Source organism: Shewanella sp. BJSY2023SW007 (genome assembly GCF_047314525.1).
Classification (GTDB): Bacteria; Pseudomonadota; Gammaproteobacteria; order Enterobacterales; family Shewanellaceae; genus Shewanella; species Shewanella chilikensis.
This window is the reverse complement of record NZ_JBKORL010000024.1, coordinates 1-19,166: the sequence shown is the minus strand read 5'-3', so window position 1 is coordinate 19,166 and position 19,166 is coordinate 1. Positions and strand designations below refer to the sequence as shown.

At 52.0% G+C, this 19,166-nt stretch carries 20 protein-coding genes and 1 pseudogene; 13 read left to right on the top strand and 8 right to left on the bottom strand.

Annotation, left to right across the window (positions count from 1 at the left end; translation table 11 throughout):
- Positions 1-74 precede the first annotated feature (74 nt).
- The gene (nrfA, locus tag ACMHXE_RS04440) at positions 75-1,478 is read left to right on the top strand and encodes an ammonia-forming nitrite reductase cytochrome c552 subunit (RefSeq protein ID WP_413731499.1); all 1,404 of its coding nucleotides are present in this window, start codon (positions 75-77) and stop codon (positions 1,476-1,478) included.
- Positions 1,479-1,570: 92 nt separating this feature from the next.
- On the opposite strand, the gene ACMHXE_RS04435 is transcribed toward nrfA, so the two are convergent.
- Positions 1,571-2,113: a hydrolase gene (locus tag ACMHXE_RS04435; protein WP_413731498.1), complete on the bottom strand. Its 543-nt coding sequence runs from the start codon at positions 2,111-2,113 to the stop codon at positions 1,571-1,573.
- Between the two features lie 301 nt (positions 2,114-2,414).
- On the opposite strand from ACMHXE_RS04435, the gene glnK reads away from it, so the two are divergent.
- The 4 genes from glnK (at position 2,415) to ACMHXE_RS04415 (ending at position 5,944) form a co-directional block, all read left to right on the top strand.
- Positions 2,415-2,753, top strand: coding sequence for a P-II family nitrogen regulator (gene glnK / locus ACMHXE_RS04430; RefSeq protein WP_025011521.1), 339 nt, complete (start codon positions 2,415-2,417; stop codon positions 2,751-2,753).
- 10 nt (positions 2,754-2,763) lie between these two features.
- On the top strand, positions 2,764-4,014 hold the full coding sequence (locus ACMHXE_RS04425) for an ammonium transporter (RefSeq protein WP_044733846.1): 1,251 nt from the start codon (positions 2,764-2,766) through the stop codon (positions 4,012-4,014).
- 237 nt (positions 4,015-4,251) lie between these two features.
- Complete coding sequence (locus ACMHXE_RS04420) at positions 4,252-4,623, top strand: hypothetical protein (protein ID WP_413731496.1); 372 nt, start codon at positions 4,252-4,254, stop codon at positions 4,621-4,623.
- Between the two features lie 166 nt (positions 4,624-4,789).
- Positions 4,790-5,944: a hypothetical protein gene (locus ACMHXE_RS04415; RefSeq protein WP_413731530.1), complete on the top strand. Its 1,155-nt coding sequence runs from the start codon at positions 4,790-4,792 to the stop codon at positions 5,942-5,944.
- A 160-nt stretch (positions 5,945-6,104) separates the two neighbouring features.
- On the opposite strand, the gene ACMHXE_RS04410 is transcribed toward ACMHXE_RS04415, so the two are convergent.
- Both ACMHXE_RS04410 and ACMHXE_RS04405 read right to left on the bottom strand, forming a co-directional pair.
- Positions 6,105-7,394 carry a DUF4785 domain-containing protein gene (locus ACMHXE_RS04410; protein ID WP_413731494.1) on the bottom strand — a complete coding sequence of 430 codons (1,290 nt, stop codon included), beginning with the start codon at positions 7,392-7,394 and terminating at the stop codon, positions 6,105-6,107.
- Positions 7,395-7,404: 10 nt separating this feature from the next.
- Complete coding sequence (locus ACMHXE_RS04405; RefSeq protein ID WP_101052488.1) at positions 7,405-8,262, bottom strand: hypothetical protein; 858 nt, start codon at positions 8,260-8,262, stop codon at positions 7,405-7,407.
- Positions 8,263-8,784: 522 nt separating this feature from the next.
- Between ACMHXE_RS04405 and aroG the strand changes: the two genes are divergently transcribed.
- The gene (aroG, locus tag ACMHXE_RS04400) at positions 8,785-9,840 is read left to right on the top strand and encodes a 3-deoxy-7-phosphoheptulonate synthase AroG (protein WP_101052486.1); all 1,056 of its coding nucleotides are present in this window, start codon (positions 8,785-8,787) and stop codon (positions 9,838-9,840) included.
- Between the two features lie 36 nt (positions 9,841-9,876).
- Here the strand turns inward: aroG and ACMHXE_RS04395 are convergent, their stop codons facing one another.
- A complete protein-coding gene (locus ACMHXE_RS04395) occupies positions 9,877-10,050 on the bottom strand; it encodes a hypothetical protein (protein WP_101052484.1) in 174 nt (57 codons plus the stop codon).
- A gap of 315 nt (positions 10,051-10,365) precedes the next feature.
- Here ACMHXE_RS04395 and ACMHXE_RS04390 point away from each other — a divergent pair, with 315 nt between their 5' ends.
- Both ACMHXE_RS04390 and ACMHXE_RS04385 read left to right on the top strand, forming a co-directional pair.
- A complete protein-coding gene (locus ACMHXE_RS04390) occupies positions 10,366-12,171 on the top strand; it encodes an ABCB family ABC transporter ATP-binding protein/permease (RefSeq protein WP_101052482.1) in 1,806 nt (601 codons plus the stop codon).
- 61 nt (positions 12,172-12,232) lie between these two features.
- Positions 12,233-12,502 carry a hypothetical protein gene (locus ACMHXE_RS04385; protein WP_413731491.1) on the top strand — a complete coding sequence of 90 codons (270 nt, stop codon included), beginning with the start codon at positions 12,233-12,235 and terminating at the stop codon, positions 12,500-12,502.
- A 13-nt stretch (positions 12,503-12,515) separates the two neighbouring features.
- Here the strand turns inward: ACMHXE_RS04385 and ACMHXE_RS04380 are convergent, their stop codons facing one another.
- The 3 genes from ACMHXE_RS04380 to ACMHXE_RS04370 form a co-directional block, all read right to left on the bottom strand.
- Positions 12,516-12,728: a hypothetical protein gene (locus tag ACMHXE_RS04380; RefSeq protein ID WP_263619481.1), complete on the bottom strand. Its 213-nt coding sequence runs from the start codon at positions 12,726-12,728 to the stop codon at positions 12,516-12,518.
- A gap of 117 nt (positions 12,729-12,845) precedes the next feature.
- Positions 12,846-14,336: an FMN-binding glutamate synthase family protein gene (locus ACMHXE_RS04375; RefSeq protein WP_101052476.1), complete on the bottom strand. Its 1,491-nt coding sequence runs from the start codon at positions 14,334-14,336 to the stop codon at positions 12,846-12,848.
- Positions 14,337-14,345: 9 nt separating this feature from the next.
- Complete coding sequence (locus tag ACMHXE_RS04370; RefSeq protein WP_101052474.1) at positions 14,346-14,852, bottom strand: phosphoglycerate mutase family protein; 507 nt, start codon at positions 14,850-14,852, stop codon at positions 14,346-14,348.
- Positions 14,853-14,988: 136 nt separating this feature from the next.
- Between ACMHXE_RS04370 and ACMHXE_RS04365 the strand changes: the two genes are divergently transcribed.
- The 3 genes from ACMHXE_RS04365 (at position 14,989) to ACMHXE_RS04355 (ending at position 17,035) form a co-directional block, all read left to right on the top strand.
- Positions 14,989-15,567 (top strand): DUF5610 domain-containing protein, encoded by a 579-nt coding sequence (locus tag ACMHXE_RS04365; RefSeq protein WP_101052472.1) that lies wholly within the window; start codon positions 14,989-14,991, stop codon positions 15,565-15,567.
- A gap of 114 nt (positions 15,568-15,681) precedes the next feature.
- Positions 15,682-16,431 (top strand): ferredoxin--NADP reductase, encoded by a 750-nt coding sequence (locus ACMHXE_RS04360; protein WP_101052470.1) that lies wholly within the window; start codon positions 15,682-15,684, stop codon positions 16,429-16,431.
- Positions 16,432-16,444: 13 nt separating this feature from the next.
- On the top strand, positions 16,445-17,035 hold the full coding sequence (locus ACMHXE_RS04355; protein ID WP_101052468.1) for a glutathione S-transferase N-terminal domain-containing protein: 591 nt from the start codon (positions 16,445-16,447) through the stop codon (positions 17,033-17,035).
- Here ACMHXE_RS04355 and ACMHXE_RS04350 read toward each other — a convergent pair.
- Entirely contained in the window at positions 16,997-17,452 is a 456-nt protein-coding gene (locus tag ACMHXE_RS04350) for a hypothetical protein (protein WP_146225980.1), read from the bottom strand. The two genes, ACMHXE_RS04355 and ACMHXE_RS04350, sit on opposite strands and share 39 nt — an antisense overlap.
- A 213-nt stretch (positions 17,453-17,665) precedes the next feature.
- Between ACMHXE_RS04350 and ACMHXE_RS04345 the strand changes: the two genes are divergently transcribed.
- Both ACMHXE_RS04345 and ACMHXE_RS04340 read left to right on the top strand, forming a co-directional pair.
- Complete coding sequence (locus ACMHXE_RS04345; RefSeq protein ID WP_101052464.1) at positions 17,666-18,682, top strand: Fe(3+) ABC transporter substrate-binding protein; 1,017 nt, start codon at positions 17,666-17,668, stop codon at positions 18,680-18,682.
- Positions 18,683-18,721: 39 nt separating this feature from the next.
- Positions 18,722-19,072: pseudogene (locus ACMHXE_RS04340) on the top strand (iron ABC transporter permease); the annotation flags it as partial.
- Positions 19,073-19,166: the final 94 nt, after the last annotated feature.

Here is a 19,166-nt window from a genome sequence, read left to right as displayed (position 1 = left end):
ATTATAAGCGGCTACTTTTGACCTTGGAGATGTCGTGGTTATTGCAAATAACGATAAAGTAACACGGAGATGAGATGGTGAAAAAATTAAACCAAAAATCCTTTGCACTCAGTGCATTGGTCGCCGCAAGCCTAATGGCTGCCGGTGCGTTTGCGAGTGACAAGACTGAGCCTCGCAACGAAGTCTACAAAGACAAGTTCAAAAATCAATATGCCAGTTGGCATGACACTGCAAAGAGTTCTGAAATTGTTGACGTATTGGCAGAAGATCCCAACTTGGTAATCATGTGGGCCGGTTATGGTTTCGCCAAGGACTACAATGCCCCTCGTGGCCACATTTATGCCGTGACCGATGTGCGCAACACCCTGCGTACCGGAGCGCCAAAGAGCGCCGAAGATGGTCCAATGCCAATGGCTTGCTGGAGCTGTAAGAGCCCGGATGTTCCTCGCCTGATAGAAGAGCAGGGCGAAGATGGTTACTTCACCGGTAAGTGGGCCAAAGGTGGCCCTGAAGTGGTTAACGCCATAGGTTGTGGCGATTGTCACGAGAAAGGTTCTCCTAAGCTGCGTTTGGGACGTCCTTTTGCCGAGCGCGCCATGGAGACCTTGGGTACACCATTTGATAAGGCTTCCCGCAAAGACAAGCAATCCATGGTTTGTGGTCAGTGCCACGTAGAATACTACTTTGAGAAAGTGGAAGGCCGTAAGGGTTTTGTTAAGTCCCCATGGGATCAAGGCACTACAGTAGAATCCATGGAAGCTTACTACGATGCCATCGAATTTGCCGACTGGACTCATGCTTTGTCCAAGACTCCTATGCTGAAGGCACAGCACCCAGGTTATGAAACTTGGCAGCTGGGGGTTCATGGTAAGAACAACGTGACCTGTGTTGACTGTCACATGCCAAAAGTGACCAACGACAAGGGGCGTAAGTTCACCGATCACAAAGTGGGTAATCCTTTCGACCGCTTCGAAGAAACCTGTGCTCAATGCCACACTCAGAGCAAAGAGTTTATGGAGAATCTGACTGCTGAGCGTAAAGTTAAGGTTAATGAGCTGAAGCTGAAGGCTGAAGATCAAATCGTCAAGGCTCACTTTGAAGCCGCTGCCGCCTGGAAAGCCGGTGCGACTGAAGTCGAGATGAAGCCAATTCTGACTGATATCCGTCATGCTCAATGGCGCTGGGATTATGCTATCGCCTCTCACGGTGTCGCGGCTCACGCTCCTGATGAAGCGCTGCGGGTACTGGGTACTGCGGTTGACAAGGCTGCCAACGCCCGGGTGAAACTGGCACAGTTGCTGGCCAAGAAAGGTATCACAGAGCCAGTTGCGCTGCCGGATATCTCCACCAAGGCCAAGGCTCAGGCTGCTCTGGGTATGGACATGAAGAAGATGGTTGCCGATAAGGAAGAGTTCAAGAAAAATGTTCTGCCCAAGTGGGATGCTGAAGCCAAGAAGCGTGAAGCGACCTACAACTAACAGTCGTTAACATAACGAAATGAAAAATCCCCGCATCGCGGGGATTTTTTATCTCGCAAGTTATCAATGGTATCCAGCGAGTATTGGTTGACCTATTTGATCAGCTTAAGCAGAGCCTTGAAGCGTTCACCTTCTGCCTGATGTTGCAGTTCAAACAGTAAAGATTCACTGTTATTGAGCCTGGCTCCCTGCTGCTTCATCATCTCAATTCCCAAGAGTTTGTTGCTTTCACTGCGGGAGCTGACAGCATCGGCTATCAAGTGCACATCGAAACCCTGCTCAATAAGATCACCACAGGTTTGATAGACACAGACATGGGTCTCTATCCCGGCCAGCAGTACCTGTTTGCGGCCCGTGCTCAGCAGTGCCTCACGGAACGCCGGGCATTGCCAGCCACTGAAGTGATGCTTGGCAATCGGCGAAGTGGTCTTGGATAACAGAGCGGCCAGCGACTCTGTCGTGGGGCCGAGCTTCTGCGGCAACTGTTCCAGCCAGAGCACCGGGATATCAAACAAGGCCGTGCCTTCTATCAGCATGGCCAGTTGCTGATGCAGCTGTTCACTCTTGTCCATTATCTGCGCCAGTTTACCCTGAACATCCACTATGACCAGCACGCATTCTTCCGCTTTTAACATTTTGTTCTCCTTCTGGTTGGTCTTAGGACAGGTGTAAACGAGTCCTTCTTTCGCTTCAGTTAACGTCAGGACATTCAGTTAACGTCAGTACAGGGCTTAAGCCAATAGGTCTTAGGTCGTAGATGATTGCGCTTTTTTTGTGCGCCCAAGCCTTACTTGCACCTAATTGGTGCATATCTGCAGCTCTTAACCTGGTCCGTAAAAGCTAACTCTTTATAAAACAAAAAATTAACATTCTGGCCTGATGTTTGAATTGCTTTTGGCATAACACCAATACAGCAAGGCGATTCTGGAGGTCTGGATGAAATTAGTCAGCGCAATCATTAAGCCGTTCAAGCTCGATGATGTCCGCGAAGCGATTGCGGGCATAGGCATTGAGGGGATGACGGTCACCGAAGTCAAAGGTTTTGGCCGACAAAAGGGGCATACAGAGCTCTATCGGGGAGCCGAGTATCAGGTGGACTTTCTGCCCAAGGTTAAGCTCGAGATAGCCACCAAGGCGGAGAATCTTGAGCACCTGCTGGAGGTCATCACCAACGCCGCCCATACCGGCAAGATAGGTGACGGCAAGATCTTTGTGACAGATCTGGAACAGGTTATCCGTATTCGTACGGGCGAAACAGATACAGAAGCGCTGTAAGGGGGAGAAGATGGAAGAACTGAGCAAATTGGGTACTACGGTCACAGAGCTGCGTTTTGCGCTGGACACCTTTTACTTTCTGATCTCCGGCGCGCTGGTGATGTGGATGGCGGCGGGTTTCGCCATGCTGGAGGCTGGGTTGGTGCGTTCCAAAAACACCACAGAGATACTGACCAAAAACATCTGTCTCTATTCAATCGCCTGTATCACCTACCTGATTGTGGGTTACAACATCATGTATGTGGACAATGGCGAGGGCGGCTGGCTGCCGAGCATCAGCACCTTGATAGGCTCTCAAGCTGCCGACGCCGACCATGCGCTGGAGTCTGATTTCTTCTTCCAGGTGGTATTTGTGGCTACAGCCATGTCGATTGTTTCCGGCGCCGTGGCCGAGCGCATGCGCCTGTGGGCTTTCCTGGCATTCAGCCTGGTAATGACGGCAGTCATCTATCCGGTGGAAGGTTACTGGACCTGGGGTGGTGGTTTCCTTTCCGAAGCCGGCTTTGTCGACTTTGCCGGTAGCGGCATAGTGCATATGGCCGGTGCGGCCGCGGCCTTGGCCGGTGTCTTGCTGCTGGGGGCCCGTAAAGGTAAATATGGCGCCAATGGCCAGGTTAACCCTATCCCGGGATCCAACTTGCCGCTGGCAACTCTGGGGACTTTTATCCTCTGGATGGGCTGGTTTGGTTTCAACGGTGGTTCTCAGTTACTGGTCTCTGATGCCGAAAATGCCAGTGCCGTGGCCAAAGTCTTCGTCAACACCAATTCGGCGGCGGCCTTCGGCGCAGTATCTGCATTGATCGTCTGTAAGATGGTGTGGGGCAAGGCCGACTTGACCATGATACTCAATGGTACTTTGGCTGGTTTGGTGGCTATCACGGCCGATCCATTGTCGCCCTCGCTGCCTATGGCGGGTGTGATAGGCCTGGTAGCCGGCGGTTTGGTGGTGTTCTCCATTGTGGGCTTTGACCGAATCAAGGTAGACGACCCTGTCGGGGCTATCTCGGTGCACGGGGTCGCCGGTTTCTTCGGTTTGATGATGGTGCCTCTGTCCAATGCCGATGCCAGTGTGACAGGGCAGCTGTTTGGCGCTGCGGTGATCTCTGCCTGGGTGTTCCTGGCGTCATTGCTGGTGTGGGGCGCCTTGAAAGTGACCATGGGGATCCGGGTGACCGAAGAGGAAGAGTACAACGGTATGGACGCATCGGACTGTGGTATCGATGCCTATCCTGAGTTTGTGACTGTCAAGAACGCCAATTGAGAGGCCAAGAACGCCAATTGATAAGCCAAGAACACCAGCTGATAAGTCATGAGTGTTCTTGAGAGATCAAGCAAGCTTCCTTAATCTTTAAGCCATCTCTTGTGAGATGGCTTTGGGGTTATCTGCCTTGGCGGGAGTCGGCCAGGAAAAGCGCATTTTGGGGCTATGGCGCTTGATGACAGACGCTCTTGGGGGCAGACTGAAAGCAGAAACAGCCTGGAGCCTAAGGGGATGGCGATGAAGACTCTCAGTGTAATGAAGCTGACCGGTACTTTTTTCGGCGCTTTGTTAATTACCTTGCTGTGGCTTGGCAATGCCGAGGCAGGTCAAGTGGTGGTTCGTGATGCCAGTGAGCCCTTCGATGCCTTTGCCGTCAGGGATGAATTACTGCGTCAGCATGAGTGGCAGGAACTACTGCGCTCGCAGCAACAACTGGAGATCCTCCGCAGCCTGCCTGCCATATGTGTTCCTTACATGCGCCCCTATCGCTACTTTTCCTGCGATGGCCATTTTTATCGCCCCTATCTTTACCGGCAACAGCAGCTCTATATAGGGATCCCCAAGCCGGGTTCCGACGTTATCGCTCCCGGAAATGAAGGCTTGAACTAGGGGATATTCACATTTTGTCACCCTTTGGCGCGGCAGGAGTGGCCAGTCTGACTTAAGCTTTCAGTAAAGAAGCCTTAACTCAGGAGGCCTTATGTTCTCAGGCACTTTCTCAAGCGCTTTCTCCGGCTCTGTCACTCGTGCTCTCTTTGGCGCTCTATCCGCTACCATGTTGAGTCGCTTAATTGGTGCGGTTTTGCTGCTGCTATTTTGCGGTTGCAGCAGTACCCCGGTGCCAAGCAAGATGGCCCTTGGCAGCCTGTTTCAGGATAACCAATTCAAAGAGGTTGGGAATATCCCCGAGCCCGCCGAGTTATTCGCTTTGCCTCCCGAGGCGGTGCAGTTGCTCAGAGGTGCCTATAGCCGCGGTGCACTCATGTCCAATCAGGAGTTGGCCCACGAGTGGTTGGCTGACTATATCCATGCCGACAAGGGCGGCTTTCGCTATCAGGACAACTATACCCGCACCGCCGCCGAAACCTTTCACGACAGGGCCGGAAACTGCATGTCACTGGTGATCCTGACGGCGGCCATGGCGCAACAACTGGGGATAGAGGTTGAATTTCGTGATGTGGAAGTGCCCCCGGTCTGGGATCGTCAAGGCGCCTTTTATCTGGTCAATGGTCATATCAACCTCAAGCTATACCCGCCCAAGAATAATCATGTCTTCCATGTCACCGAGCGTTCCATCCTGGTGGATTTCCTGCCCGAGCGTGCTGTGCGCAGCTATAAGGTCAATAAGATCAGCCAAGGTACTGTGGTCGCCATGTATTACAACAATGCGGCGGCCGAGGCATTGATCAATGAGAATTGGGATCTCGCATACGGCTTGTTGAAAAAGAGCTTGCAACAGCAGAGTCTGTTTATTCCGGCGCTCAACAGCCTGGCGGTGCTCTATCGCGCCAGGGGCATGGAACAGATGGCCGAGCGGGTCTACCGCTATGCGTTGATGCTTGAGCCGGAAAACATGACTACCCTCTATAACCTGGCGGTCATGCTAAGCAGCCAGGACAGACTGGATGAATGGGCTGAAGTGCACAAGGTACTGGAGCTTGCCCGGATCCGTAATCCTTATTATTACTATGATATGGCGCAACAAGCCTACATGGATAGCCAATATGACGAGGCGCTGAGTTGGTATCGAAGAGCGATTGAGAAGGCGGATTATCGTCACGAGTTTTACTTTGGTTTGTCTAGAACCTATTGGGCAAAAGGGGACTCCGACCGGGCGAAGAGCAATCTGCAAAAGGCGTTGGCGCTGGCCGGTGACGGCGAGCAGAAAAAACGCTATCAGGCCAAGTTGCATGCGATGGAAGGGCATTGATTCAAAAGCTTGGCTGAAAGAGTGGGGTTATAAAGGCGCAATTGGTTGCAGCCAAGCTGCAGAATAAAAAGCCCGATGCTGACATCTGCATCGGGCTTTGTTGCTTTTGGGCTATGAGTTGCTTTCTGGCTATAAGTTTCTCTCTACCTGAAAGTTGGCCTTAAAGGGCTTCGAAACTCAGCGCCTTGTCGCGGTAACTCAAGCGCGCCATCTGCCCCATATCCTTGAGCTCAACTGCCCTGACACCATAGGGCGGCTTTAAGCCCGAATTTTGGATTAGCTCAAGGTTTAGAGGCAACTGCAGACTGTTTTGCTCTTGTGTCAGCCAGGCCGCAGTCTCACTCTGCAGTATGGCGATTTCCCGCCCCTGGGAGTCCATCCCTGTGAATATTGCCGACACCCCAAAACGACCACTTTGGGCCAGCTCCAGCGTAAAGTTGAGGGCACTTGGCAGACCATTTTGCCAACCAACTTTGATTTCGGGTGCCAGCCGCGCCGATGGATAGAACTGCTTGAAGGCGGTCTTGACTGTTCGTCGTACCAAGGTGTTATCCACCAGGGTCTCAATATCGACCACCAATTCACTGAAACCCGCATTGCTTGAGGGCATGGGCAGCTGCTCATTTTGCAGTCGCCAGCTGTTGCCACTTTGGCTGAGTTGCAGTGGTTTTTGCTCGCCGCTTGCTTGCTGCAGCCGGGCACTGGCCAAACGAGGTGAACCCATGGCCTTATCGTTCTCAAGCGCCAGCTCCAACTCGAGATGGGTGTTGGCCTCGAGTGATGATGGGGTGCTTAACTTGAGACGATAGGCAGAGCCTTTCTCTTTGACATTAACCAGATAGTTGTCAGTGGCGGTCAGCGCTGCGGCGACCTGCAGGCGATAGAGACCGGGCTTGATATCTGAGTTCAGCAGCAGGGCACTGGAGTCATCATCCATCCCGGCACTGGCCAGAGACTCAGAGTCTACGGCGCGGCGGATAAGACGCTTGTTCTCAGTTTTGCCTGCGGCCGAGCTGAGTTGAACTGCGTCCGGAGCAATGCTCTTGGGGGCAGTAGGGGCGCCGCTGCTTGTATCCCAGCGAGGAGCCAGACGGATAACGCTGCTGCCTTGGGTTAATGGCAGCTCTAGGCCTTGGTTAAGCTCGGCGCCTGTAACCATCAACCAGTATTCATCACTGCTGGCACTGGCGGTTTTGTCCGGCAGCTGGGCCTGATACTCCCCTGACAGCGCCCTGACAAAGCTGACATCTTCCCTGGAAGTATTCAAGGGCGGCAATTGCCCTGTATCTAGCTCTTCTCCTGCCTTGATATCGCTTGCCTGGGGCGGCACCATGGCCAAGGTCAGGCTCTTGGGCTGCTGGTTTTGTTCTACCTTGGCATCATCCTGGCAACCCGTGAGGCTCAGGAGTATCGCTGCCAGCAGCGGTGTCTTGCTGATATACATCTTCATACTTACGTCCTCAGATATGATTGCGCAGAAGGGTGTCGAGATTAAAACAGGCCCGGCGGCTTTGATGGTGACTCAAAGGTTCTCTGTCACGGGTTTTCTGCTTATCGGTAAACCAGACACTGCCGGCGGCACTTTGGGAGTTGCACTCAAGAAAACCGTCGGAGCAGTTATCCAGCCAGTTTTGGGTAGTCTCCAGGCCCACTTGATTCTGATAGCCGCCGCAATAGCTGTCGCTGTCCCAAACTGCCGACTCCACGTCCGAGCCGACAACAGCTTCAAAAGGCTTACCCAGAGAAGGGCGCCCGGCTGTGCCGTACAGCCATTGACTGTTGTATTGCGCCATCCAACCTACTTGCTGCTGTTTGACGGCATCGCTGTCGTAACCGAGCAGCCAGCCGAGACTGGTTTCAAACACATTGCCTTGAGTGACGGCATCGGCCAGTGGGGTACCGGCACTGGAAGGAGCCAGCGCTATCACTCGGCTGATGCTGTTGATCACAGCTGGATAACGTCCATCCCAGGTGGGATTGGACAAGACCCAGCGCACTATGTTGCCGCCATTGGAGTGGGTGATAAGGATCAGTTGATCCAGATTGCGGGCGTTGATAAAGCTCTGCAGCTGATCGACCAAACAGCCGGCAGCGGCCTCATCCCACATATATTGCTCGAAGTCACAGTTGATGACCTGATAGTTACTCGGGGTGCTGATACCTTGACGAACTGAATCGACAAACTCGCGGGTCCAGTAATCGTTCAGGGCATCGGTTTGTTTTCCTGTTCCATGGACAAAGGCGACGCCGGTGGCGCCATGACTCAGGGAGCAGACACTACAAAGACCCAACATCATCAGGGTGGTGGATATTTTCATGTCGCATTTCTCTTGTTGATAATCATTATTTTGTGAAGGGATAAATATGTTTATCCGCTAATTAAGTTAGTTGTAATGTTTGCTTGCAGCAAGTTAATTGCTGAAATATTGGCTAGGTTAAGCCAATTGAAAGGGATAGCTGTATATAGAGGAATTTCTTAATTTTTTAGTTAAATATAACTGTTGAACATGAGAGGAGGGAGCCGCTTTTGAGCGCACTCTATATGAGTTACTTGCCTATAAAAAGGAGTTCAATCGGGTTTGATTCAAACCAGGTGAGAGCTTGTGGCAAAAGTGGCTACTCCTTGATTGAAAGGTGTTGTTGGTGGTTTGTTTGTCAATTAGGCTGTGCTTAGGGAATTTCTCATTGGAAGGCAGAGATTACCATACAAAAAATAAGAAATAACATGAATTGCAGAGAAATCTATATAAGTTAATTGCATTGGTTGAATATAGCGGATAGATTGAAACTGTTATTCAAAACAAGAGATTCTTATCAATAGCCGGAGCTGTGTGACGTTTATGTATTACCAGAATGATGATGTACGGATTAATGAAGTTAAAGAGTTACTGCCACCGATAGCCATTCTGGAACGATTTCCGGCAACCGAACGCGCCTCATCCACCGTCTTTAAAGCCAGGAAGAATATTCACAAAATCCTGCATGGACAGGACGATCGCCTGCTGGTGGTGATAGGGCCATGCTCTATTCACGACCCCGAGGCCGCGCTGGAGTATGGTGCGCGTCTGGCCAAACTCAGAGCGGCCTATCAGGATCAATTGGAAGTGGTGATGCGGGTTTATTTCGAGAAACCCAGAACGACAGTGGGCTGGAAGGGGCTGATTAACGATCCCTACATGGATAACAGCTTCAAGCTCAACGACGGCCTAAGAACGGCCCGCAAACTGCTGCTCGAATTGAATGACAGCCAGGTACCGACTGCAGGTGAGTTCCTCGATATGATCACCCCTCAATATATGGCCGACCTCATGTGCTGGGGCGCCATCGGCGCCCGTACCACAGAGTCTCAGGTTCACCGCGAGTTGGCATCGGGCCTGTCTTGTCCTGTGGGATTCAAAAACGGCACAGATGGTACCATCAAGGTGGCGATAGATGCCATTGGGGCCGCCAGCGCACCACACCATTTCCTGTCGGTGACCAAGTTTGGCCATTCGGCAATTGTGTCAACCAAGGGTAATGATGACTGCCATATCATTCTGCGTGGTGGACGCGAACCCAACTACAGCTCGGCTCATGTGAGCCGGATATGCTCTCAGCTCGAGACGGTTGGCCTGAAACCCAAGGTGATGATTGACTTCAGCCACGCCAATTCCAGTAAAGACTTCCGGCGTCAGATGTTGGTGGCTGAAGATGTCTGCGGCCAGATTGCCGCCAAACAGCAGGCGATTTTCGGGGTGATGGTGGAGAGTCATCTGGTGGAAGGGCGTCAGGACCTTAATCCCGGGCACCCCCTCAGTTATGGTCAAAGTATTACCGACGCCTGTATAGGTTGGGATGATACAGAGAAACTGCTGTCAATGCTCAACGACAGCGTGCTGAAGCGCCGTCAGGGTTGAGGATCAATACTTTAGGTAAAGGCGCCATCGGCGCCTTTATTTTTGGACTTGCTGTGCCAGGTATTCGTTGGCCTTGGCCAGACTGCCAAAGGAAGCTATTAGATTGTTACGGCCTTTTTCCTGGATCTCGGGGTTGCCTGATTCGATCATCATCCATACCCAGGTTTGGATCAGTGGCAGGGGCGGGTATTGAACTTTTGAATCCAACATAAGATTTCCTTCAACAGATACGGTAAAAAATCGGTGCGGACCGGTTTGTTTGACATTTTTGAACACTCGTTGCCGCCCGTACTAACAGGAAAGAGTAGCAAATTCTTTTTTCATGTATAACCATCTTTCAGCTCTTTGGGGTGATTTTGGTGATAAAAATTTTGTTGCTAGTCATTTAGTCTAGGTTAAATGTTATTTTTGGCATTCTAAAGTGCCGCTTCAGATGATGATTTCCGAGCTATCAGCCAAACAGATCGCAGACTTGGGTCCCACTCACTGCTACACTCGGAACACTCTTTTCTCCTGGCAAGATGTATGCGTCCGACTCTTTACCTTGACGGTCCCGTCGATAAGCTCAACTGGCAAGTGCTCAAACTTCTCTGGCCCTATCTGTTGGAATACAAGAGCCGCATTATTCTGGCGCTGTCGTGTCTTGTGGTGGGAAAGCTCGCCAGTGTCGGCTTGCCTTTCCTGTTGAAGCATTTGGTTGATGACTTGGGGAACGCCCAAACAGCGCAGCTGTTGGCCGTGCCTATAGCTCTGGTTTTGGCTTATGGCAGTTTGAGATTAGTCAATGCACTCACCGGGGAGATCAGGGATACCCTCTTTGGCCGAGTGACCGAGAGAGCGATACGACGCCTTGGTCTGCAGGTCTTTGAACATCTGCACCGGCTGGATCTTGGCTTTCACCTCGACAGGCGCACCGGCGGATTATCACGGGACATAGAGCGCGGTACCAGTGGCATCAGTTTTCTGATGCGTTTTATGGTGTTCAACATAGTACCCACCTTATTGGAAATCCTGATGGTAGTGGCCATTTTGCTATGGAATTACGGTATTTGGTTTGCATTGATCACCTTCTGCTCTGTGCTGGCCTACGGTTTGTTTTCTGTTGTGACGACTGAGTGGCGTACCTCCTATGTCCGTGAGGCGGCGAAGGCCGACTCGGTATCCAACACCCGTGCTATTGATAGCCTGCTTAACTATGAAACCGTCAAATACTTCAACAATGAAGCCTATGAGGCGAATGAATATGACAAGGCGTTGGCCGACTGGGAGGTGGCCAAGCGCAAGAATCGTCTGTCGCTGTTCGCCCTCAATGCCGGTCAGGCCACCATTATTGCCATTGCTATGACTTTGATGCTGGGACTCGCAGCTTTTGAAGTGACCCGCGGGCAGATGACTGTGGGTGACTTTGTATTGATCAACGCCTTTATGATGCAACTCTTTATGCCGCTCAACTTCCTGGGCTTTGTGTATCGTGAAATTCGTGGAGCCTTGGCTAATATTGAGAGGATGTTCTCGCTGCTGGATAAGACCCCGCTGGTAAAAGACAGCCCTACGGCTAAAGCCGTATCGCTGACCGAGGGCCGCGTCAGTTTTGATTCGGTTGGCTTTGGTTATGGAGAGCGGGAGATACTCAAAGGGGTGAGTTTTGAGATAGAACCTGGGCAGAAGGTGGCTGTAGTGGGGGAAAGCGGCGCCGGTAAATCGACGTTGGTGCGCTTGCTGTTTCGTTTTTACGATGTCAGCCAAGGGGCGATTCGGGTCGATGGTATTGATATTCGCGATATGACCCAAGATGCACTGCGCCGAGCCATTGCCATAGTGCCTCAAGACACAGTGCTGTTTAACGATACTCTGTTTGAGAATATTCGCTATGGCCGCCCCGATGCTTCGGATGCCGAAATCTGGCAGGCGATAGAGTTGGCCCACCTGAAGCAGTTTGTTGAAGCATTACCGCAGCAGGCCCAGACCAAAGTGGGTGAGAGAGGCATGAAACTCTCCGGCGGTGAAAAGCAGCGGGTGGCTATTGCCAGGGCGATATTGAAGCGCTCGCCGATACTGGTCTTTGATGAGGCTACCTCATCATTGGATAGCCGCTCTGAGAGGGCGATTCTGAAGGCGCTCGATGAAGTTGCCAAGGGCCATACCAGTCTGGTTATTGCCCATAGGTTATCGACAGTGGTGGATGCCGATAAAATCTTAGTGTTGCATCAAGGTCAGTTGGTTGAATCCGGCAGCCATGACAGCCTGCTGGCCGCCGATGGATATTACGCGCGTTTATGGCGGATCCAGCACACAAAACAGACTGATGAGTCGGTGCAAGTTCAGCATTGATTCAGCCTGACTGCCGCATACTCGAAAGTCCGAAGTCGCGTCAGCCATGGGGGCAGCACAGATGGAAAACATTGTATTGCAGGTCAATATTGAAGGAATGCAGGACAAAGTCCGTACAGATTGGAACAGTTTGGCGGATGAGCTTAAGACTCGAGGTATGGATGATGTTGCCCTCAATCAATTACATACCGAGTTACGTGCCGGTCTGAGAGTATCCACTCGCGGCCTGACTCTGTCTATGGTATCTGCGGAAACCTTTAATGCGGCGTTGGAAGGAATTATCAGTGAGTCAAGAAAGCAGGCTCAGTCGCAAGGGGAAGTGCGTAGCTGAGCCTGAGTTGATGCTATTTCTTGGTTTGGTTGCGGTCGGCTTGCCAGCCGTCGCACAGTAGGTTGAAACTATTTTTCGCTTCGTTTACCGGCGTCAGTTCAGTTATTTTACCGCCGCGATAACAGAGCATCTCTCCCTCAATCTCAATCAAACGGCTGCAATTCTTGCAGCTGAGCGATGCAGTTTTGCTCGTTTCCGGCTTGGGGACCTGACTGACAAATGTCATTTTCACTTCAAAATCCTCTGGAAGTGGCAAGTCTTGATTAGGCGCAAGATCTTACCACTTTTGTGATGCAACGCACAATCCGGCCAATGTTACGCTTCGGTGACAGCGACAAAATCGTCACTGATCGAAGTGAGCGTAGTATTTGTCCAGAGATACCGACAGGCCACTTTGGGTAACGATTCTGACGTGGCGTGGTTTGAGTTGTCTTGGGTCAGTGACCCCACAGGAGTGGGCCAGCATCCCCAGATCATGGTGCAATGCCTTGTTGTAGTTGGCGACTCGGGTGGATTTGTCTCTGGGATCCAATCCCTGTTGTAGTTTCTTGTTATGGGTGGTTATCCCGGTGGGGCAGGTATCCTTGTTGCACTGCAGCGCTTGAATACATCCCAGCGCGAACATATTCCCTCTGGCAGAGGCGGTGAAATCCGCTCCCAGCGCCAGCGCCCAGGCGACTCTGGAGGGTGTGATAAGCTTGCCAGAGGCAATCACTTTAATCCGCTGCTTCAGTCCATGCCGCCGCAGTTGTTCGACCAGCAGTGGCAAGCTCTCTTTCAGCGGCAGGCCAACGTAGTCCATCAAGGTTTGCGGCGCTGCGCCCGTACCACCATCGGCGCTGTCGAGGGTGAAGAAATCGGGAGCCGAGTCATGACCGCGTTGGTTAATCTCTTCCAGAAAATCTTCCAACCAGTGAGTATCACCCAAGACAGCCTTGATCCCTGTGGGTTTGCCTGTCACCTGCCTGACTCTGGCTATCATGTCGAGAATGTCGCCGACATGATGAAACTCGATATGACCGTTGGGACTGATGGAATCCTCTCCTGCTGGGATCCCTCTAATCGCGGCTATCTCTTCGGTTACCTTTACCCCGGGAAGAATTCCCCCCTTGCCTGGCTTGGCTCCCTGACTGAGTTTGATTTCGAACATTTTCACCTGAGAGTGAGCGGCCACTTCCCTGAGCTTGTCATCATCCAGGTGCCCTTCAGCGCTGCGAACGCCATATTTGGCAGTGCCTATCTGGAATACCAGATCGCAGTTTCCCTTGAGGTGGTGGGCGCTGAGGCCGCCTTCCCCTGTGTTGAGCCAGCATCCTGCCTGGGCTGCCCCATGGGAAAGGGCGGTAACAGCTGGGCGAGAAAGAGCACCGAAGCTCATGGCGGAAATATGGCAAATGGCGCTGGTGGCAAAGGGATGTTCGCAGTCAGGGCCGATAACCACAGGTGTTGGCGGCACAACGTCTTGATCCAGTGTTGGGAAGGCGGTGTTCATAAACAGTATGCTGCCGTTGGCTTCCAGTGGCCTGGTGGAGCCGAAGGCTATGGTGCGGTCGACATTTTTCGCCGCCCGGTAGACCCAACTACGCTCGGCACGATTGAAGGGGAGTTCTTCCCGATCGAGAGCGAAAAAGTACTGGCGGAAGAATTCGCCCATTTTCTCGAAGAAATACCGGAATCGTCCGACAACAGGGTAGTTATGCCGCACCGCCTGCTTGGTTTGCATCACATCGGCGATATACATATAAGTGATTACCAAGAGTCCTAAGCCGACGACTATTAAAAACAGGCCGGAAAAGAGTTCCAGGCCCCACATAAACCAGTTTTGCTCGCGCATCTTCTATCCTTATTGACTGCCAAAGTGGGTGGTTACCAGGCCCGTGGGCCCCTGTTCTGCCAAGGTAAGAATAAAGAGTTGATCGTATTGCTGCTCATTCAGGCTAACCAGGGGGCCACCCAGCGCCTTGATGATGGCCGGAACTGTATTGCTGTGGCCGGCGATCAGCACATTGCCTTGGCTGGCTTTGACTGCATCTGCTATGGCATTGATGTGAGCCTCCAAGCCGACTTTGGCTGGAAACACCTCAATCCTGAGTTGTTTGGCTGTTGCAATCGGTGCCAGGGTTTCCTGAGTTCGGCGAAACTCACTCGACATCAGCCTTTGCAGTTGGGTGTCCCTTAATGCCTCTGCCAGAGCTTCGGCGCGCGCCTTGCCTGCGACTGTCAGCCCGGGATCGCTTCCCTGAGCTTTTTCCGCATGCCTAACCAGGAATATGGTTTGATGGGGGGCGGCGGCCTGGGACGGCCAACTAAAAAGCACTGAAAGACAAAGCAGTAGAAAAATTCTTACCATTTTTATTTTCTATCAAATACTTAAATAACATGTGGGATCATAGCTCGAGTATCGACCTGGGTAAACAATCACTAAACTAATTGCTGAATTGGTCGATAATTAACCTGAGATACGCTTTTCATACGAGGAAACCAAGATGGAAATCCGCAATCATGGCGCTCAGGTCTCTGAGGTGGCCAAGGACAAGACTCAACAACTGGACGGTAATCATGGTAAGGCGGTATCTGAAGTCGCCGGCAGCAAGAGTGCCCGCCATATCAGCCAGCAGTTGATGAATAACGCTATTCTGGCGGCGCAGGAGGAAGTAAGCCTCAATAGCGGTAACGAACCCATGAGTCTCTTGTATCGCGCCGCGATTGAGGCCATCAATGAAGAACTGGCACCTTACATGGGGGAAAATGCCCTGCAGCAGGTGCAGGAGCAGCAGATAGATACTTCTCCCGAGGCCACGGCCGACAGAATTGTCAGCTTTGCCACTCAGTTCTTCAGTGTCTACCAGCAGCAAAACTCCAGCATGGACTTTGACAGTCAGCTGTCCGGTTTTATGGACGTTATCGGCGGCGCCATAGATCAGGGCTTTAAAGAGGCGACGGATATTCTTTCCGGACTCAAGGTGCTGGAGGGCGATATCAAGACCGGGGTGGATGAAACCTACTCTCTGGTACAACAAGGGTTGCAGTCATTCAGAGACAGCTTTACCACTGAGCAGGAATAATCGAGCTCACGTGAAACCTTTCCTGCCGATAACACCCCTCACTATGAGGGGTTTTTGTTGGCTGAATATGGGGTTATGCTGCAATAATCGTCTTGTGTTACCTAAGGAGAAGCTATGTGGACTGAAGGTCGGGTCATTGAGCGTATCGATTGGAACAGCAAGTTATTCAGCCTGAGGATAGCCGCCGAGATAGCGCCGTTTATTGCGGGCCAGTTTATTAAGCTCAGTCAGCAGAGGGATGATAAACGTATCGCCCGGGCCTATTCGCTGGTGAATGCCCCAGGGGCCGACTATCTTGAAATACTGGCGGTGGCGGTAGATCAAGGCCAGTTGTCGCCGGATCTGCAATCTTTGCAGCCGGGTGACAGTATTAGCGTGACAGACAAAGCCACCGGCTTCATGACCCTGGATGAGATCCCAAAAGGGGAATTGCAGGGGCGCCACCTGTGGTTTTTGGCAACCGGTACCGCCGTGGGGCCGTTTCTTTCCATGTTGGATACTCCTGAACCTTGGCAGCGGTTTGATAAGGTGGTTCTGGTTTACGGGGTCAGAGAAGTGCAGGATCTCGCCTATCTCGATAAGATCCGCGGCTATCAACAGGCCTATCCCGAGCAATTTGTGTTTGTGCCCAGTGTCACTCGTGAAGACTTTGACGGTGCGCTGCGTTGCCGCATCCCGGATGGCCTACAAAGCGGTGAGATAGAGGCCAAGGCCGGGCTAAGCATAAGTGCAAAGGACTCGCAATTGATGCTTTGTGGTAACCCCGGGATGATCCAGGGGGCTACGGCGGCGCTTATCGATAAAGGTTTGGCCAAAAACCTGCGCCGGGCCCCCGGACAGATAACAGTCGAAAAATACTGGTAACAGGAGAGTCTGGATGCAGCTCTATTACTCTACAGCTTCGCCTTATGCCCGCGTGGTCAGGGTCATTGCCCGCGAGCTGGGTTTGGCGTTGGATGAAAAGCTGGTCAATCCTTTCGATAACAGTGACGAGTTACTGTCGGTTAACCCCTTGGGGAAAATTCCCTGTCTGCTTTTGGACGATGGCGCCGCACTGTTCGACAGCGAAGTCATTGCCCGTTATCTGGACGCTAGATTCGGCCAGGATCGTTTCTTTGGGCCCCAAAAAAACTGGGCTTATGAGTGCCAGTTCTCACTGCTTAAAGGCGCGTTGGATAGCGCCGTTGGCCTAAGGCAGGAACAGATGCGTGAAGAGGAGGGGGTTCGTTCTCTTTTCTGGAGTGGTCGTTTCGAGCAGGCCCTGCTCAGAGCCTTGATGGAAGTGGAGCGTCAGGGAATTATCGCGAGCGGTCCACTCGATGCCAGGCAGGTACTGCTGTTGGTGCTACTCGAATACCTTGATTTTCGTCATCCGGATCTCGACTGGCGTAAAGTGGCGCCGGCCTTGGCACACTGGCTGGAATCTGCATCAATCAGGCAGAGTTTCCGAGATACTCGTCCTGGATGATTTCTCGGTAATTTGCGGTTTGGCCAAGTCCGAGTATCGCCTGCCCTTGGGGTGGGTTCTGCGGTTGGTTTCACCGAAGATGCCATAGAGGTCACGGCTCATACCATAGTCCAGTCGCCGATCGCTGAAGGGAACTCTTCTGTCTTCATGATGTTGATACTTGCAGTCGCATTGGCTGCAATTACATTCTGCCAAGGGGAGCCTGGGCGCCTCCTTCGACAGAAAACGCTTGCCTTCAAGCGCTCTTATCGCCTGGCAGGCAGTTGGCGTCAACACTATGGAGACACAGTGATATTGTTTCTCTTTGGGGACAGAGGGTCTGTCCTGCCGACGCTTTTCTGGTCTTAACCTGTGACGGAACAGAAACAAGATCAGTAGCAAAGACATGACAGCCAGCAGGATTTCCAAAATATCCAAGATACTTCCCCTCTCCATGTATAAGTTTTAAGGTTCAGTTTAGTTTAGTTTGCGACAATTTGGCCGATTCCAATCGCTTTGCTCCCAGCCACTGCCATTCTGTCTGTTTTCATTTGTACTCCCCTTGTCAGAATTTTTGCACTAGGCTGAAAATAAAGCTGATTAGAAATAGTTCTCATTAAATTACTCATCCAATATGGGGTACTGAATAATATGAGCTACAAGACAGGTCTGTTACTTTGCAGTGCGTTGGCTGCATCCAGTTTGACATTGCCGGTGGCCGCCGCCGATGAGGTGACGGTTTATTCCTATCGCCAGGAGTTTTTGGTCAAGCCCATTCTGGATGACTTCAGTCAGGCTACCGGGGTGAAGGTTAATTTTGTGTTTGCCAAAGATGGCATCGCCGATAGATTGGCTCGTGAAGGACGCTTATCACCGGCGGATCTGGTGCTGACGTCTGACTTTTCCCGCTTGCAGGAATTGGTGGACAAGCAGTTGGTCAAACAGGTGGAAAGTGACACGCTCAAGCAGAATATTCCGGCCCAATACCGGGATCCCGAAGGAAACTGGTACGCCTTGACTATGAGGGTGCGTAATCTCTATTCCAGCAAGGAGCGCCTCGGGCCGCTGACAATCAACTATGAAGACCTGGCCGATGCCCGTTACAAGGGTAAGGTGTGTATGCGTAGTGGCAAGCATCCCTACAACATAGCGCTGGTGGCCTCCATGATAGCCCACCACGGTGAAGCCGATGCCAAGAGTTGGCTTCAGGGACTGAAGAGTAACTTGGCCCGTAAGCCTCAGGGTAACGACAGGGCGCAGGTGCAGGCGGTAAAAGAAGGTTTGTGTGATATCGCCATCGGTAACAGCTATTACTATGGCAAGATGCTGCAAGACCCCAAACAGCGGCCATGGGCCGAAGCGGCGGTGATCAACTTCCCGAATCAGGAAAATCGCGGTGCCCATATCAATGTCTCGGGTATGGCGCTGGCCAAGCATGCACCTAACTCGGCCGATGCTCTCAAACTGATGGAGTATCTGTCTTCGGATGCCGCCCAACAGAGCTATGCCGAGGTCAATATGGAATATCCGGTCAAGGACGATGTGCCTGTCTCAGAATTGGTGGCATCCTGGGGAGACTTTAAAGCCGATGACTTGCCTGTCTACAAATTGGCAGAGCACCATCAGGCGGCGCTGAGACTGCTCGATGAGGTTAAGTTTGATCTCTGAGCTTGAAGGCGTTTCTGTAAAGGTTGTGGGGGAATAGCTGTGATCCTGACCTTCTCCAGAGGCTGGTCGTGGGCGGGGTTTACCGTCTGCGGCCTTATGGTGGCGCCTTTGCTGGCGCTGGTCATGCAGGCATTCGAACCGGGTGAAACCCGCTTTGGGCAGATGTTTGCCACTGTGCTGCCGTCATACATAGCCAATACCTTCTGGCTGATGTTGGGGGTGAGTGTCGGCAGTCTGCTTTTGGCGGTGCCGGCTGCCTGGCTGGTGGCGCGCTGTGAGTTTCGGGGCCGGCGCCTGTTCCAGTGGGCTCTGTTGTTGCCGCTGGCCATGCCAGCCTATATCGTCGCTTATGTGTATACCGATTTACTGGATTATGCCGGGCCTGTGCAGTAATGCCGATCAGTTAAGACAGATCGCTTGACGATCTCACTGAAAGGATCAAAATCCGATGACCCCATGTCATCGGATTTTTTTATGCAACTTT